This window comes from Succinivibrio dextrinosolvens (genome assembly GCF_900116345.1).
GTDB lineage: Bacteria > Pseudomonadota > Gammaproteobacteria > Enterobacterales > Succinivibrionaceae > Succinivibrio > Succinivibrio dextrinosolvens_B.
Genome location: NZ_FPAH01000016.1, coordinates 1 through 14,954 on the forward strand (window position 1 = coordinate 1; position 14,954 = coordinate 14,954).

The window sequence follows — 14,954 nt, forward strand, 5'->3', positions numbered from 1 at the left end:
GAATATAAGTTAAAAAGAGAAAGTCGCAATTTTTTAAAATAAAATTCATGGGGTGTGTTTCAAATTTTGGAGCAGGATTTAAAAAAAACGGTAATTAAGAAAATTTTTATAGAAATTTTTCGAAAATGATCTTACTGCTAAAAGGAGGTCTGCTTGATGCTCTTAAGTTAGGACCTAATCTCTCAAATAGTATGGAATTATCTGTCTCTCATTGTTAAAATCTTCCTATAATAAGATGAGAGTTGAAAGGATAAAGTCATGGAAACTCGAAAAATTGAGTGTCATACTTTGATTGTCGGAGCCGGATCTGCAGGCATAGAGGCCTTTAAAAGTGCGGTTGAGAGTGGTGCAGACTGTGTTATAGTGGATTCCGGTCCTGTTGGAACGACTGCTCAGCGTTCCGGTGAACTTCCTACCAGTCTTTTAATGTCCGCTGCTCAATCCTTAAAAGCTATAAAAAATCTCGAACAAAGTGGCATCAGTTTCCCAATTCCTGTTCAGCCTGACACTTCAAATGTTTTATCTTCTTTAAGAGCTGTAAGATCAAGAGCAACCTCAGATGTCCTCTCTTTTATGTACAGGATCCCCGAAAATAAAAGAATCCGCGGAACCTTGAAGTTTATGGACAATCATAATGCGGTTGTGGATGACTCTGTTGAAATACATTTTCAGACTGCTGTAATTGCTACCGGTTCGTCACCTCTGGTCACCTTTGAGCAGTCAAGACTGAAGAATATTCTTACCTCAAACGAGTTCTTCGAGCTTGAGACTCTGCCAAAATCAGTTGCAGTGTTCGGTAGTTCTAAGGTAGGTCTTCAGTTAGGGCAGTCACTCTCATATCTAGGAGTTGATACTGTTGTTTTCGGTCAGAAAAAACTCTGGCAGTTTACGGATGAATCCGTGTTACTGGTAGCCCATCAGCTTCTGTCCTCAAGATTCAGACTCTATGTCGATACCTATGTCACCTCCATGGAAGATGATGGAGAGAAGGGCTATACCATTTATTATGTAGACGGTAAAGGCTATGAGAATTATCTGCACATGGAAAGTATTGTTGCGGCAACTGCCAGAATTCCTAATGTTGGCGGAATGAATCTGCAGAAAATAGGAGTGAAGCTGCTACCTCATGGTCTTATAAAAATCAATGAAGACACTATGCAGACCTCTGTGCCAAATATCTTTGCTGCAGGTGATGTCTGTCGCGATACATTCCTCTCATCAGTTGCCTTTTCGGATGGTAAGTACGCTGGAAAGAACGCAGCCAACTATCCGGTTTTAGTCAACAAGCCTTCTCAGGTAAAGGTAAATCTTGTATACACCGATCCTGTTCTTGCTATAGTTGGTAATTCTCTTGAGGAAATGAGAAAATACGCGAAAATGACCGGTGATACTTTTATTACAACAGAAGTCAGGTTGTCTCAGGGGCATTACAGAGGTTTAAGGGAAGATGGCGGCATCCTGAATATATATACTTCAGTCTCTTCTCACAGGATTCTCGGTGCTGAAATATGTGCCTACAGAGGAGATAAAATAGCCAACTTTTTAGCCCTGGCAATGGAAAACAATTATACTGTTGAAAGATTATCAGAGTATAATTTTGCAAATTTATCTGCAGAGTCAGCAATCGGAATAGCAGCAATGAACACTGTAGATAAACTAAAGAAGAGTAATAAATTTAGAGTTAGACATTAAATGAAAAAGAAGATTGTTCTAGCCTCCGCAAATGAAGGAAAGGCAAGAGAGTTTCGCGCAATTTTAGAGCCATTAGGTTTTGATCTGATTCTTCAGTCAGAGCTTGGAGTTGAATCTCCTGAAGAAACTGGAAAGAGCTTTATTGAGAATGCTATTTTAAAGGCCAGATATGCTGCTGAGCAAACTGGAATGTGGGCTCTGGCAGATGATTCTGGTTTAGCAGTTGACGCTCTCAACGGTGCTCCTGGCATTTATTCAGCCCGTTTTTCAGGAGGCGATGATAAAAGCAATAATGCCAAACTACTTGATCTGATGAAAGATGTCCCTGCAGATAAGAGAACCGCAAGATATTACTGTGCCTTATGCCTTGTAAAACACAAGGATGATCCTGTTCCTCTGACTGTTCTTGCTTCATGGGAAGGTTCAATCGGTTATAAAGAAATAGGCTCTGGTGGTTTTGGCTATGATCCTTTATTCATGGTAACCGGTCGCCACTGTTCAGCAGCACAGCTGCCTCCTCAGATTAAGAACCTGATTTCTCACAGAGGAAGAGCTCTATCAGCATTAACCTATAAGCTTGAGCATAATTACATATAATGTCATCAGAACTTCCTGTCGGTTTATACGTTCATTATCCCTGGTGTGTAAGGAAATGTCCTTACTGTGACTTTAATTCCTATCCTATTAAGGAACGTAACTGCACCGAGGATAAATATGTAAAGGCGCTACTTTCAGATTTTTCTTCATTTGAAGAATATCTGAACGGACGATCTTTGCTGTCCGTATATTTTGGCGGAGGTACTCCATCCCTGTTTTCTCCTTCTGAGATGGAGAAGATTATCAAAAGGATTTCTCCTTACCTTACGGACAAAACCGAAATCTCAATGGAAGCTAATCCTGGTACCGTTGACCTTGATCTTCTTAAAAAATACCGTGGTATAGGGGTTAATCGAATCAGTATTGGGGTACAGAGTTTTAACGATGTTTCTTTAAAACTACTGGGAAGAATCCATAGTTCTAAGGATGCTGTTGTCTGCTGTGAAAATGTTATCAGTGCAGGATTTGACAATTTCAATATAGATATTATGCACGGTCTGCCTAAACAGACGGTCTCAATGGCGCTCGATGATATCAATAAGGCTGTTGAACTTGGATGCAATCATCTCTCCTGGTATGAACTGACTATAGAAGAGGATACCGCCTTTGGTCTGAATCCACCGGTACTACCTTCTGAAGATGCTCTGTCTGAAATAGAGGAGCGAGGCTTTGAACTTTTAGACTCCAAAGGTTTTAACCGTTATGAGGTTTCAGGTTATACCAAAGACAGAAGATGTCTTCATAATCAGAATTACTGGTATTTTGGTGATTATGTAGGCATTGGTGCTGGCGCTCATTCAAAGCTTAAAATAGGCGATGATACTTTCAGAAACGCCAATCCTGAGAGCCCATCAGAATATATCTCAAAGGTTTTGAATACTCCTCTTGAGCTTTCTAGAGTAAATCCGGAGGATCTGCCTTTTGAATTTATGCTGAACCGACTCCGTATCTTTGATGATATAAAGTACAGCGAGTTTGAGACTGCTACCGGGCTTTCCTTTGAAACAGTCAGAGAAAAACTAGAGGAGTCTCAATCTCTTGGTCTTCTGATTATGGAAAAGGAATCCTACAGACTCACGGAAAAGGGAAGATGGATGCTTAACGATATTCTGGAAATGTTTCTGGATTAAGAGTAAACTGCAGTCACATTCCACTCCAGAAAACATTTTTTTGTCAAAAATGAGCAGTAGAACACTTAACTTTTTTAAAACGCTCTGCTCTTCCACATAGTACCCTTTTTTTAAGATGCTATAATTTTAGTTAGTACAAATAAAATCATTTCAATAAAACAGCGGGAAACAACATCATTTTTACCCTGTCAGAAAACAGGCTGCTTTACAGACGGATTTTGGATAAGAAAGATCCTCTTTGCTCAGACTTTTCCCCGCAAAAGAGTAAAGATTTTCAACGAGAATACATATGAATACAAACGATAAAAAAAGAATTAACTCACTGTTGGCATTAAAGAATGCTCCAAAGGGAAAAATAGAATCTGATTTCAGAGTGGCTCTTTATATTGTGGCTGCCTTATATCATTTGGATTTTGCTAACAAATCCAATCTTGGAGTCTGCTCCTATCTGATGGGAGAGGTCGGATTTAAGGGTGATATTACCAGATATTCTGACAGGGATTATTCCGATTGTCTTAAGGATCTTGTTGATAAAGGCTGTCTGATCCCTCTAGGCCAGGGAAGTTCCTATACAACTCCAAATGATCTGATGATTTTTAAATCAAAGGTTTTCTGCGTTGAAGATCCTGCCATGTCAATTGAGATGGGGGAGAAGTTCTTTAATTACTGTGTTGCTGATGAGACCGGTAAAGAATATCGCCTGAATTCTGATTTTGTGCTGCTGCCTAATGATGAGGTTGAGGCTGTGGTTTCAAAATCCGGAGATGTTGCCTACATCAGAAGTATCACCAAGGTAAGACAGTGCGTTTTAGGAAGAGTTATTCCTCTGTCTGGTAAAAAGGCAGGCTTTTCTCCTGATGAACCAAATTTAAAGCAGCTTAAGTTCTTCTTTAAGTCAAAAGAGGATTTGGGTGAGGCAACCTCAGGTGATGTGGTTATTGCACAGGTTGTTAAAAGAGATGCTTCTGGCTTTGAAATCAAGACCAGAGAAGTGGTAAAGGATATCGGTAATCTTAACAACATAATCGTTATGGCAGTCCTGAGAAACGATATTCCTAATGTATGGCCGCAGAATCTTTTAAAGTCCTTATCCAGAATCCCAGATACCGTAAGTGAAAAGGAGACAAAGGGCAGAGTTGATTTAAGAGAACTGCCTTTAGTTACTATTGATGGTGAGGATGCCCGAGACTTTGATGATGCAGTTTACTGCAGAAAGGAAGGCAAAGGCTGGAGACTGTGGGTAAGCATCGCTGATGTTTCAACCTATGTAAAGCCAAATACGCTTCTTGATAAGGAAGCTGTAAACCGCTGTAACAGCTGCTACTTCCCTAATTTTGTAATTCCAATGCTGCCTGAAAAGCTTTCAAACGGAATCTGTTCTTTAAATCCTAATGTGGACAGACTGTGTATGACTGCTGAAATGGAAATCTCTCATCAGGGTAAGATAACCTCTTATAAATTTTATCCTGCAGTGATGAGATCTCATGCCCGACTTACCTATACCGAGGCATGGCAGATGATGGAGAAGGGCACTGTTCAGTTTGATGAGCATGAGAGTGTGGTTGAGGATGTTAAAGAGCTGCACAATCTGTATCTTGCCTTTAAAAAGGATCGTATCAATCGCGGCGGTATTTCTGTTGAGTCAGAGGAACTTCATTTCGTATTCAATGAGGATATGGAAATCGAAGGAATCAAGCCTTTAGAGAGAAACGATGCTCACAAGGTTATTGAAGAGTGTATGATTGCTGCAAACGTCGCAGCTGCCTGCTTTGTGGCATCCAAGAATGCTCAGACTCTTTACCGTGTTCATGCTAAACCTACCGAGAAGAAACTTGGCCTTCTGTTCACTCAGCTGGCTCGATTCGGTCTGTCTCTTCCTGGCGGTAAGGAGCCTACCTCAAAGGATTACATGAAACTTGCCGATTCTGTTGCCAATCGTGTGGATGCGAAGATCATCAATGAGCTGATTCTAAGAAGTATGTCAAAGGCTGAGTATACTCCTGAGAATATCGGTCATTTTGGTCTGGCTTTGGAAAAGTATGCGCATTTTACATCTCCAATCCGTCGTTATGCAGATCTTCAGCTTCATCGCGTAATCAAGTATCTTCTGGAAAAAGAGGAAAAGCGTTCCTGGGGCAAGATTGGCTCCAGATCCTATACTAGAGCGGAACTGGTGGCTCTTGGAGTAAAGTGTACCGACAGAGAAATTGCTGCAGATATGGCAGAGCATGAGGTAGATGCGGCTCTGGCCTGTATCTATATGGAGAAGTTTATCGGTGAAACCGTCGAGGGTACCGTTACTGCTGTAACCAGCTTTGGTGTCTTTGTCAGAATCGATGACTTCGGTATTGACGGTATGATTTATATCGGAAACTTCAATTCCTATATGGTCTTTGATGAAAGAACCCAGACTCTGACCTCAAATCGTGGCGAATCATATGCAATCGGCAAGAAGGTTAAGGTTGTGGTTGCTGATATAAATCACGAAGAGCATAAGATCAACCTGATGCCGGCCAATATGAGCAAAGGTCAGATTAACGCTCTGAAAAAAGAAAGAGATGCAATAGTTGCAAATAGACAGAAAATTGTTCAAAATGCACCAAAAAATGATAAAGAAACAATTTTCAAGAATCTTTCAGACATATCAAAAGGAAAAGATCCTTCTGAGCAGGATATTGTGTTGAGAAACAAAAAACAGGCGTTTTCAATTGGAAAGGAATATATAAGTGATCCATATGATTCAGCCATTGATATGAAAAAGATCAAGTTCTCAAAGAAATCGAATAAAAAGAGTAAAAAAGGTTAAAAGATTATATGTACGTAAATAAGAAAAAGGCTAATACCAGAGAAATCATCTACGGTATTAACGCAGCCACTACAGCGATTCAGTCAAATCCAGACAAGATTACCGCAGCCTGGGTGGTTAAAGGTCGTGAAGATGACAAGCGTATCCGCCAGATTGAGCAGATGCTCTCTCAGATCGGAATCAAAGCACAGGTTGCAATGCGCCATTCTCTGGATGAGAAGACTGATAACGGAGTACACCAGGGTATTGTTCTTGAGGTTATTGCTACTCCTCCAAAGGATGAGCGTTTCCTTGAGACTCTGTTAAAGGATCTTGAAGGACAGCGACAGCTTTATCTGATCTTAGACGGTGTAACCGATCCTAGAAATCTTGGTGCTGCCATGCGTTCTGCCTGGGCAGCCGGAGCTGCTGCAGTAATTGTTCCAAAGGACAAGTCTGCATCTCTGACTCCTGTAGCCAGAAAGACCGCTGACGGTGCTGCCGAGCATGTTCCTTTTGTTGCAGTAACCAACCTTGCAAGAACCATTGAACTTCTTCAGGAATTCAATGTTGAGGTTGTTGGAATGGCAGGTGAGGCAACAGATACCATCTATGATTATGATTTCCAGAAAGCCACTGCTCTGGTAATGGGCTCAGAGGAAAGCGGTATGCGTCATCTGACCCGCGAGAAGTGCGATACCATTGTAAAAATTCCAATGGCCAAGGGCGTTGAATCCTTAAATGTTTCAGTTGCAGCCGGAATTGCAATGTTTGAAGTTGTACGTCAGCTTTCTGTAAAATAAAATTAACAATATTTTTTGCTATCGTATCAGATAGATACGATAGCTTCCCCTCAAAGTCCTCGTTTTTTCTTGATAATCCTCTCAAAAAGCGTATAATAATCGCACTCAGTCATGTGGATAACATATTCACATTGGTCTCCTTGTCTGATAATTGACTGATTTATCAGATTTTTACCGTAAGGGGCATTTTAATGCGTAACTACGAAATTGTATTCCTGGTTCACCCAGATCAGACCGATCAGGTTCCAGGTATGATCGAGCGCTACAAGGGCGAGATCGAGAAATCAGGTGGTAAGGTTCACCGTTTAGAGAACTGGGGCCGTCGTCAGCTGGCTTACCCAATCCAGAAAGTACACAAGGCAACTTATGTTCTTATGAACGTTGAAGCTGAGCAGGAAGTTATCGATTCAATCGAGAACACCTTCCGTTTCAATGATGCTATTATCCGTAATTTAATCATTCGTACCAATGAGCCAATTACCGAGCAGTCTCCAATGATGAAGGCTCGTGATGACCGTCGTGTACGTGATGAAGAAATTTCTTCACAGAAGATTGAAGATGATGCAGATGCTGAAGCTTCAGTAGATGCAGAATAAGGGGATTAATCATGGCTCATTACTATCACCGTCGTAAGTTCTGCCGTTTCACTGCAGAAGGCGTTACCGAGATTGATTACAAGGATGTTGCTTTATTAAAGAACTATGTTACCGAGTCAGGTAAGATTGTTCCAAGCCGCATCACAGGTACAAGTGCTAAGTATCAGCGTCAGCTGGCTACTGCTATCAAGCGTGCTCGTTTCTTAGCTCTATTACCATACACTGACCTACAAAGCCGCTAATTAGGAGCTAAAATGGAAGTTATTCTATTAGACAAAATTGGCCGTCTAGGCGGTCTAGGTGACAAGGTTAAGGTTAAGAATGGTTATGCTCGTAACTACCTGTTACCTTTAAAGAAGGCTGTTTTAGCAACTAAAGAGAACCTAGCTAAGTTCGAAGCTGAGCGTGCTCAGTTTGAGGCTAAGATTGCTGCTGAATTAAAAGCTGCTCAGGAACGCGCTGAGAAGTTAAACCAGATCGGCAAGTTCGAAATCGCTGCTCAGGCTGGCGACGAAGGCAAGCTGTTCGGTTCAGTTGGTACTCGCGATATTGCTGAAGCTGCATCAAAAGCTGGTGTAGAGTTACACAAGTCAGAAGTTCGTCTTCCAGACGGTGTTCTACGTTCAGTTGGTGATTACCAGATTGAGATTCAGCTACACGCTGACGTTAAGACCGAAATTACTGTTTCTATCGTTCCAGAGAAGTAATAGTTTTTCGCTCTAAAACAAAAACGGAGACTTGTTCTCCGTTTTTTAATGCATAAGAAGTAATGATTCAACCTGTTTTAAAATGGGTCGGTGGAAAAAGACAGATTATTAAATCCATTGCACCTCTTGTCCCAAAATCCTTCTCAAGCTACTGTGAACCTTTCTTTGGTGGCGGTGCTGTCTGTTTTCATTTAAAACCTAGCTTAGCAATCATTAACGATATTAATACTGAACTTATTGAATTCTATAAGACTGTTAGGGATTATCCTGATGATTTAATCTCAGAACTTCTGACTTACGTTAATGATGAAGAGTTTTATTATTCTATAAGAGCTTTGGACAGGTCTGATTCTTTCAGGGATTTATCTCCTGTAAAGAAGGCTGCAAGAACTTATTATCTGAATCGAATGGGCTATAACGGACTGTATAGAGTAAACAGCAAAGGACTTTATAATGTTCCTTATGGCAAATATAAAAGACCGTTTTCTCCTTTTGCTGACTCCATCAGAGAATTAAGTAATTATTTTAATTCAAATAATATTGTGTTCCTGAATGGACATTATTCAGCGGTTCTTAGCTATCTGGATTCTGATTCCTTTGTGTATCTTGATCCTCCTTATGATCGTGTTTCTACAACATCCTTTATAAGTTATTCAAGTAATTGTTTTTCTCGTTTAGATCAGATTGAGCTTAAATATTTCTGTGATCAGCTTTCTTCAAAGGGAATCAGATTTATGCTGTCCAATTCAGCAACTGACTTTATCAAAGATCTTTACAAAGACTACAAAGTATCTATTGTCGGCGCTAAAAGAAGTGTCAATTCTGATGGGAAGAATCGAGGCTCTGTCGATGAGGTTATTGTCAGAAATTACAAGTAACCATTTACTGAATAAAGAAAGGATCTTAGCAGGTGAAGGCTAGATCCTTTTCTTTTGGTTAGTTTTGCTATGTAGTTGTTTTCAATCTTTATCTGTTGGCTTCGATAAGTTTACGATAAATATCTGCCATTTCTTCGTGCGTGAAGGCCTTAGGATTATTGCCAAGCAGTCTTGTTACCTTTGAGGCGCCTTCAACCAGCTCTGGAATTACATCCTCAGAAATTCCCTTTTCCTGAAGATTGCACTTGATGTTTAGATCTTTATTGAAAGCGTAAAGCTCTTTTACGAACATATCTGCGACTTCCTGCTTTGACTTTCCGTTAACATCCAGTTCCATTGCAACAGCCATGTCATAGTACTTATCAAGGCATGCTTCCTTGTTTGCATCCATTACAAGTGGCATAAGGATTGCGTTGGCTAGACCATGTGGAATATGGTATCTGCCACCTAAAGGATAAGATAGGGCATGAATAGCAGTTGTTGATGAAGAGGCAATACAGATTCCTCCATAGCATGCTGCTAACAGCATCTTCTCTCGTGCCTTCAGATTAGAACCGTTCTTATAGCATTCACGAATGCTCTTGGCTACGAGCTTGATTCCCTGAAGTGCAAAAGTGTCAGATAAAGGATTTGCTTTCTTTGATATATAGCATTCCATTAAATGACATAGAGCATCAATTCCGGTATTAGCGGTTATGTGTGGAGGTAGACCTGCTGTCATGGCAGGATCTAGAATTACGCAGTCAGCAATCATAAGATCTGTTACGATACCAACTTTAAGATTCTCTTCTGGTACAAGAACAATTGCGTTTGGAGTTGCTTCAGAACCTGTACCAGCAGTGGTAGGAACCATTAGTGTAGGAACTCCTCTCTCAACAGGTTTGGTTCCGCGAACCATCTCTTCTAATGTGCATTTGTTCTTCAGCATCAGAGAAACTAGTTTGGTGGTATCCATTGAGGAGCCACCGCCTACAGCTACTAGTAAATCACAGGAGAAATTCTTTGCCTGCTCGTAGATATGATTTACCTGAGCAACTGAAGGCTCTGGAGGAACGTCATTGATGACGCTGACATTAAGACCAGCATCCTTTAATAACTGAATAGGCTTGTTAACAAGACCTGTTGCGAACAAACCTGCGTCGGTTACAACAACAACATTTTTTGCATTTAACTCTTTGGCTAGATTTGGCAGCTCAGCAATTGAATTTTCACCGCCAACAATTTTACGAATAGAACCCTGACTAAATACAGCCATTTTAACTCCCATATGGTTAACTATTTTTGTTTATTATAAAAAGACATAACCATTGTGGTTATGCCTGCTTTTTTTTATTCGTACTGCTTGAATACTTCAAGAAGTGCGTTATCTATCTCTTTGCTTTCGATGTTAGATGGAGCTCTTGCAGGACCAACCTTGAATCCCTTAAGCTGAGCAGCTCTCTTAACTACGCTGTTTGGATTACCCATCTGCATTACGTTACGGAAAGGACGGATCTTCTTCTGTGACTCATTTGCTTTCTCAAAGTCCCCCTTTACATAGTAGTTGTAGATGGAGGCCATTAGTTCAGGGAACACATTTGAACATCCTGAGATTGCTCCGCTACCACCTGCTTTTAAGGTCCATAGAATCAGAGAATCAGAACCAGCCAGTACACATAGACGAGGATCTGTATTCTCAATATACTTTAAGGTGTTATCAAAATTACCTGAACTGTCTTTGATACCAATGATGTTCTTGTGAGTGGCAAGGGTCTTAACAGTCTTGTAATCGATGTTATTTCCTGTACGAGCAGGAATGTTATACAGAAGAATTGGAAGTTCTGTACACTCAGCAACTGCATTGTAATGTCTAATCAGATCATCCTGCTTGATTGCTGTGAAGTAAGGAGAGATAACAGACAGACAGTCAATTCCCTTTAATGATGAAACTTCACGGGTAAGTTCAACGGTTTCCTTGGTTGATACACAGCCGGTACCAGCATAGAAAGGAACACGACCGTCAACAGCCTCAATTCCTGCCTTGATAATGCGTAGTTTCTCATCTGCATTGAATGCATAGAATTCGCCGTTGGTTCCCAGAGAGAAAATACCGTGTACGCCAGACTTAATCAGATGATCGATAAAATTCTTGTATTCAGTCTCGTTGAAATTCTCGTTATCATCCAATGCAGTTAAAACAGGTGTAATAATTCCGTATGGCTTGAACATTGTCTATTTCTCCAGGTTATATTAAATCTTCTTTAAAACGTACTTTTGCCATCTGAGCACCGATCTCCATAGCCACAATCATTGACTCTGGATCTGCAATTCCCTTACCTGCAATCTCAAATGCGGTACCGTGATCAACAGAGGTTCTGATGATTGGCAGGCCTACAGTGATGTTAACACCTGAGCTGAAGCCTAGTACCTTTAGAGGAATATGTCCCTGGTCGTGATACATTACAACCACGATATCAAACTCATTTCTGTTGGCTGCACGGTGGAATACGGTATCAGGTGCAATAGGCCCCTGAACATTGATACCTTCCTTTAATGCATCCTTAACTGCAGGAACGATTTCATTCGCATCTTCCCATCCGAAGAGTCCATTCTCTCCACAGTGTGGATTTAGACCTGCAACGGCAATACGTGGATTCTCAAAGCCCATCAGTTTCATGGTTTCATCAGCCAGCTTGATTACACGGTATACTCTGTCTTTCTGAACAGCATCACAAGCCTTGCGCAGTTGAATGTGAGTTGAAACGTGGATAACTCTTAAATTCTTACCAACTAAAAGCATGGAGTAATCTTTGGTGTTGGTCAGATTTGCTAAAATCTCGGTGTGACCTGGGTGAGGGCATCCGCCTGCATGTAAAGCTTCCTTATTTAGAGGAGCGGTAACAATAGCCTGAATCTTGTGCTCTTTTGCACAGTCAACTGCAGCCTTGATATACTCATATGCAGCCTTGCCGCATTCTGCCTGTACCTGTCCGAAAGGAACGTCTGCAGCAACATTGTGAAGATCGATTACTTCAATTCTCTGTGGTGAAGGCTGAGCCTCATCAGGATCGGAGATTACATGTACTTCAACGTCAGCATTAACGATCTTTGTAAGACGCTCTAACTGCTTGGCATCTCCAAACACAACTGGTCTTGAGATGTCATACATTTTTTTATCTAACAATGCCTTTACAATAATTTCAGAGCCAATACCAGCAGGATCCCCCATGGTAAGACCTAAAACAGGTTTTTTCATTTTATTTCTCCAAGTGTTTTAATTTTTTAACTGCATCGGTAAAAGCACTGTCATTTCCGAATGCACCAGCTTTGGTAACCAGATATCGATCTTTTAGGTTACCCGTTAGAATCTTTGTAAGAGGAATTCCGCTCTGGACTTCCTCGATTATTTCCAGCATACCTGCGTTACATGCTTTACAGGCATGGATTGCGGTATCACCGCCTGTAAGTACGTAACCGTCAAACAGATCAGCACATTCATGCATGATGTCTGACATGCAGCTAGCCATAATTTCTCCTATTTCAAAGAAGGAAATTCCAAGTCTCTCTCCTTCTTTTGCGGTTCTCTGAACATCTGATGCCTCAAAGGCAGCACTGACTACTACAATGTCACTCTTTAAAAGAGCTTCTCTGATTTTATTGCAGCAGTCTTTTGCTGACTCTTTTGGAGAAGAAACTGTAAGTTCAGGATTGGTTCTAATCAGTTCACAGTCAAATTGCTTTAAAAGCTCTTCTGTCTGAGTACGTGTGGTCTTACTGATTGAACCTGCAAGAACCAGAATCTTTGAAACTCCACTAATTGCCTTAGAGTCTCTCTTATGTTTGTCTGATGCAGATAAACTTCTGCTTAAGGCTAAGGCAAGGCCTGCTGAGCCGCTGTAGACAATATTATTAAGTCCACTGCAGGCTGCTACCAGTTTTTCCTGATGGGAGGCCTCAGCTGCGTCGCAGATAAGGATTTTTACATCGTCATTAATCGAAGAGATTATCTTCTGATGGATCTCTTCAACACTTTTATTCAGATCCTCTATATAAAGGTTTGAGCATTTAAGTGCACTCTGTTTTGAAATGATTTCCTTTATATCAGAGGTAGTAACGGGGCTCTTTGGTATTCTTGCAAGCTCAGTTTCCTCAAGTCTTACTCCCTTTAGATACTGAACTCCGTCAATAGTGGTTCTTTCTGAAGGTATAAATGCAGGACTGAAGATAATAAGCTGAGGCTTGAAGGTATCAGATACTGCCTGAAGTTCAGAACCAATATTGCCTCTCAGAGTAGAATCAACCTTCTTATAAAGAAGGATATCCATATTAAGTTTCAGAACCTTCTTACAGGCCTCTGTAACCTCTATATATGCATCTTTTTCTTTAACATCACGTGATTCACTATCAATTACAATCACGTCAAGATTATTATCAGTAGGAATATCTGAACCCGGCATTACTACGGCGGTTGCCATTTCTTCTGATGCAAACTGGACTGCACTGTCTGCAGATCCGGTTAAGTCGTCAGCTATAATTGCAATTTTTGGTAGTAATGGCATTTGTTAATTCCTTTTTTGTGATTACATGAATGATTATAAATAATCACATTAAAAAAAACGTGATTATTCTCACGCAAGCTAAAAATTTATAGTCATATATGCTAAAATTATGATTGAATTAAATCATCAAATATAATTCAAATATCGCATAAATAAAGGTGTTTACTATGACCCAAGACAGACAGCAGAGTATTCTTGAGTACCTTAAGAATCATAATCTGGCGACTGTAGACGATCTGGTACAGGTTACCGGAGCGTCTGCTGCAACAATTCGACGAGATTTAATCAAATTAAATAAAGATGGATCTGTATATAGAGTACATGGCTCTGTTACACTGAATAATTCGGTTCGCCAGCCTACTACCAGTGAAAAGGTCGGCCTTAACCATGAAGCAAAATTAAGAATTGCTGCTGAGGCTGTTAAGCTTGTGAACAGCGGTAACAGTTTGATTCTCGACGCAGGAACCACAACTATTGAGCTTGCAAGAAATCTCAATTCGATCCCTGTTAAGGTGATTACCTCTGATCTTAATATAGGTATGCTACTTTCTGACAATCCGAATGTTTCTGTTGTAATTACTGGAGGCGAGCTTGATTCAAGTAGTCAGTCTTGTATTGGAGAAATAGCCCGTAATATTCTTCGCAAGCTTCATCCTGATTATGCCTTTATAAGTTGCAATGCCTGGGATCTCAAGTATGGTATTACTGCTCCAACTTCTGATAAGGCTAACTTTAAAAATGATCTGATAAAGACAGGGGCTTGTACCGTACTGTTGGCTGACAGCAGTAAATACGGCAAGAGTCAGCTTTTTTCCGTTGCAGATCTTAAAGATATAGATGTGATTATCACCGACAAGAATCTTCATGAGGATATCGCTGAGCAGATTAGAGCTTTGGGTATTAAACTTATTCTCGCTTAAATATAAACATCTTTTCTAATTTAGCTGAATAATCAAATGATTACTCAGCTTTTTTTTATTTTGTCAATCTGAATATTTCAATAATAAAGCTCTCCTTCATAAATTTTAAATAAAAATAATCATTCATATCTGAAAACCTTGTTTTACACTATCTTATTGTTATTTAATATTTTTTATAATACATTTGGGGCCTACAAATTTTTTTTTATTTATTTAACTGATTAAATTATTAAAAAAAATCAAAATATTAAAAAAAAATGAGTGCGTTTTATCACATTTAATCAGACGTGAGCTTTTATAATCATTTT

Annotated in this window: 14 protein-coding genes; 10 read left to right on the forward strand and 4 right to left on the reverse strand. The window is 40.1% G+C overall.

The features are described from left to right. Positions 1 to 258: 258 nt before the first annotated feature. The 9 genes from BM308_RS06595 to BM308_RS06635 all read left to right on the forward strand — a co-directional run bounded on the left by BM308_RS06595 (position 259) and on the right by BM308_RS06635 (position 9,188). Positions 259 to 1,692, forward strand: coding sequence for an FAD-dependent oxidoreductase (locus BM308_RS06595; RefSeq protein ID WP_074943909.1), 1,434 nt, complete (start codon positions 259 to 261; stop codon positions 1,690 to 1,692). After that, positions 1,693 to 2,289, forward strand: coding sequence for an RdgB/HAM1 family non-canonical purine NTP pyrophosphatase (rdgB, locus tag BM308_RS06600; protein WP_074943911.1), 597 nt, complete (start codon positions 1,693 to 1,695; stop codon positions 2,287 to 2,289). After that, complete coding sequence (gene hemW, locus BM308_RS06605) at positions 2,289 to 3,419, forward strand: radical SAM family heme chaperone HemW (protein ID WP_074943914.1); 1,131 nt, start codon at positions 2,289 to 2,291, stop codon at positions 3,417 to 3,419. Before rdgB ends, hemW begins: the two co-directional genes overlap by 1 nt. Before the next feature lie 289 nt (positions 3,420 to 3,708). Beyond that, positions 3,709 to 6,225, forward strand: a complete 2,517-nt coding sequence (gene rnr / locus BM308_RS06610; protein WP_074943915.1) for a ribonuclease R — start codon at positions 3,709 to 3,711, stop codon at positions 6,223 to 6,225. Positions 6,226 to 6,233: 8 nt separating this feature from the next. Next, positions 6,234 to 7,007 carry a 23S rRNA (guanosine(2251)-2'-O)-methyltransferase RlmB gene (gene rlmB, locus BM308_RS06615; RefSeq protein WP_074943918.1) on the forward strand — a complete coding sequence of 258 codons (774 nt, stop codon included), beginning with the start codon at positions 6,234 to 6,236 and terminating at the stop codon, positions 7,005 to 7,007. 191 nt (positions 7,008 to 7,198) lie between these two features. Then, on the forward strand, positions 7,199 to 7,603 hold the full coding sequence (gene rpsF, locus BM308_RS06620) for a 30S ribosomal protein S6 (RefSeq protein WP_074943919.1): 405 nt from the start codon (positions 7,199 to 7,201) through the stop codon (positions 7,601 to 7,603). A gap of 11 nt (positions 7,604 to 7,614) precedes the next feature. Further along, positions 7,615 to 7,845, forward strand: coding sequence for a 30S ribosomal protein S18 (gene rpsR, locus BM308_RS06625; protein ID WP_021890783.1), 231 nt, complete (start codon positions 7,615 to 7,617; stop codon positions 7,843 to 7,845). A 12-nt stretch (positions 7,846 to 7,857) separates the two neighbouring features. After that, positions 7,858 to 8,310 carry a 50S ribosomal protein L9 gene (rplI, locus tag BM308_RS06630; RefSeq protein ID WP_074838881.1) on the forward strand — a complete coding sequence of 151 codons (453 nt, stop codon included), beginning with the start codon at positions 7,858 to 7,860 and terminating at the stop codon, positions 8,308 to 8,310. Between the two features lie 62 nt (positions 8,311 to 8,372). Further along, complete coding sequence (locus BM308_RS06635; protein ID WP_074943921.1) at positions 8,373 to 9,188, forward strand: DNA adenine methylase; 816 nt, start codon at positions 8,373 to 8,375, stop codon at positions 9,186 to 9,188. A gap of 88 nt (positions 9,189 to 9,276) precedes the next feature. On the opposite strand, the gene BM308_RS06640 is transcribed toward BM308_RS06635, so the two are convergent. The 4 genes from BM308_RS06640 to BM308_RS06655 all read right to left on the reverse strand — a co-directional run bounded on the left by BM308_RS06640 (position 9,277) and on the right by BM308_RS06655 (position 13,726). Beyond that, on the reverse strand, positions 9,277 to 10,443 hold the full coding sequence (locus tag BM308_RS06640) for an iron-containing alcohol dehydrogenase (protein ID WP_074943922.1): 1,167 nt from the start codon (positions 10,441 to 10,443) through the stop codon (positions 9,277 to 9,279). Between the two features lie 74 nt (positions 10,444 to 10,517). After that, a complete protein-coding gene (dapA, locus tag BM308_RS06645) occupies positions 10,518 to 11,396 on the reverse strand; it encodes a 4-hydroxy-tetrahydrodipicolinate synthase (protein WP_074943924.1) in 879 nt (292 codons plus the stop codon). Between the two features lie 16 nt (positions 11,397 to 11,412). Next, positions 11,413 to 12,423: a 4-hydroxythreonine-4-phosphate dehydrogenase PdxA gene (pdxA, locus tag BM308_RS06650; protein WP_074943925.1), complete on the reverse strand. Its 1,011-nt coding sequence runs from the start codon at positions 12,421 to 12,423 to the stop codon at positions 11,413 to 11,415. A gap of 1 nt (position 12,424) precedes the next feature. After that, positions 12,425 to 13,726, reverse strand: coding sequence for a four-carbon acid sugar kinase family protein (locus tag BM308_RS06655; protein WP_074943928.1), 1,302 nt, complete (start codon positions 13,724 to 13,726; stop codon positions 12,425 to 12,427). 167 nt (positions 13,727 to 13,893) lie between these two features. On the opposite strand from BM308_RS06655, the gene BM308_RS06660 reads away from it, so the two are divergent. After that, the gene (locus tag BM308_RS06660) at positions 13,894 to 14,646 is read left to right on the forward strand and encodes a DeoR/GlpR family DNA-binding transcription regulator (RefSeq protein ID WP_074943929.1); all 753 of its coding nucleotides are present in this window, start codon (positions 13,894 to 13,896) and stop codon (positions 14,644 to 14,646) included. Positions 14,647 to 14,954: the final 308 nt, after the last annotated feature.

What these genes read in the sequence shown, in the direction of transcription:
- BM308_RS06640 (WP_074943922.1), bottom strand. Translation starts at nt 10,443, where the DNA reads ATGGCTGTATTTAGTCAGGGTTCTATTCGTAAAATTGTTGGCGGTGAA.
- hemW (WP_074943914.1), top strand. Translation starts at nt 2,289, where the DNA reads ATGTCATCAGAACTTCCTGTCGGTTTATACGTTCATTATCCCTGGTGT.
- rpsR (WP_021890783.1), top strand. Translation starts at nt 7,615, where the DNA reads ATGGCTCATTACTATCACCGTCGTAAGTTCTGCCGTTTCACTGCAGAA.
- BM308_RS06635 (WP_074943921.1), top strand. Translation starts at nt 8,373, where the DNA reads ATGATTCAACCTGTTTTAAAATGGGTCGGTGGAAAAAGACAGATTATT.
- rnr (WP_074943915.1), top strand. Translation starts at nt 3,709, where the DNA reads ATGAATACAAACGATAAAAAAAGAATTAACTCACTGTTGGCATTAAAG.
- BM308_RS06660 (WP_074943929.1), top strand. Translation starts at nt 13,894, where the DNA reads ATGACCCAAGACAGACAGCAGAGTATTCTTGAGTACCTTAAGAATCAT.
- BM308_RS06595 (WP_074943909.1), top strand. Translation starts at nt 259, where the DNA reads ATGGAAACTCGAAAAATTGAGTGTCATACTTTGATTGTCGGAGCCGGA.
- BM308_RS06655 (WP_074943928.1), bottom strand. Translation starts at nt 13,726, where the DNA reads ATGCCATTACTACCAAAAATTGCAATTATAGCTGACGACTTAACCGGA.
- rplI (WP_074838881.1), top strand. Translation starts at nt 7,858, where the DNA reads ATGGAAGTTATTCTATTAGACAAAATTGGCCGTCTAGGCGGTCTAGGT.
- rdgB (WP_074943911.1), top strand. Translation starts at nt 1,693, where the DNA reads ATGAAAAAGAAGATTGTTCTAGCCTCCGCAAATGAAGGAAAGGCAAGA.
- pdxA (WP_074943925.1), bottom strand. Translation starts at nt 12,423, where the DNA reads ATGAAAAAACCTGTTTTAGGTCTTACCATGGGGGATCCTGCTGGTATT.
- dapA (WP_074943924.1), bottom strand. Translation starts at nt 11,396, where the DNA reads ATGTTCAAGCCATACGGAATTATTACACCTGTTTTAACTGCATTGGAT.
- rlmB (WP_074943918.1), top strand. Translation starts at nt 6,234, where the DNA reads ATGTACGTAAATAAGAAAAAGGCTAATACCAGAGAAATCATCTACGGT.
- rpsF (WP_074943919.1), top strand. Translation starts at nt 7,199, where the DNA reads ATGCGTAACTACGAAATTGTATTCCTGGTTCACCCAGATCAGACCGAT.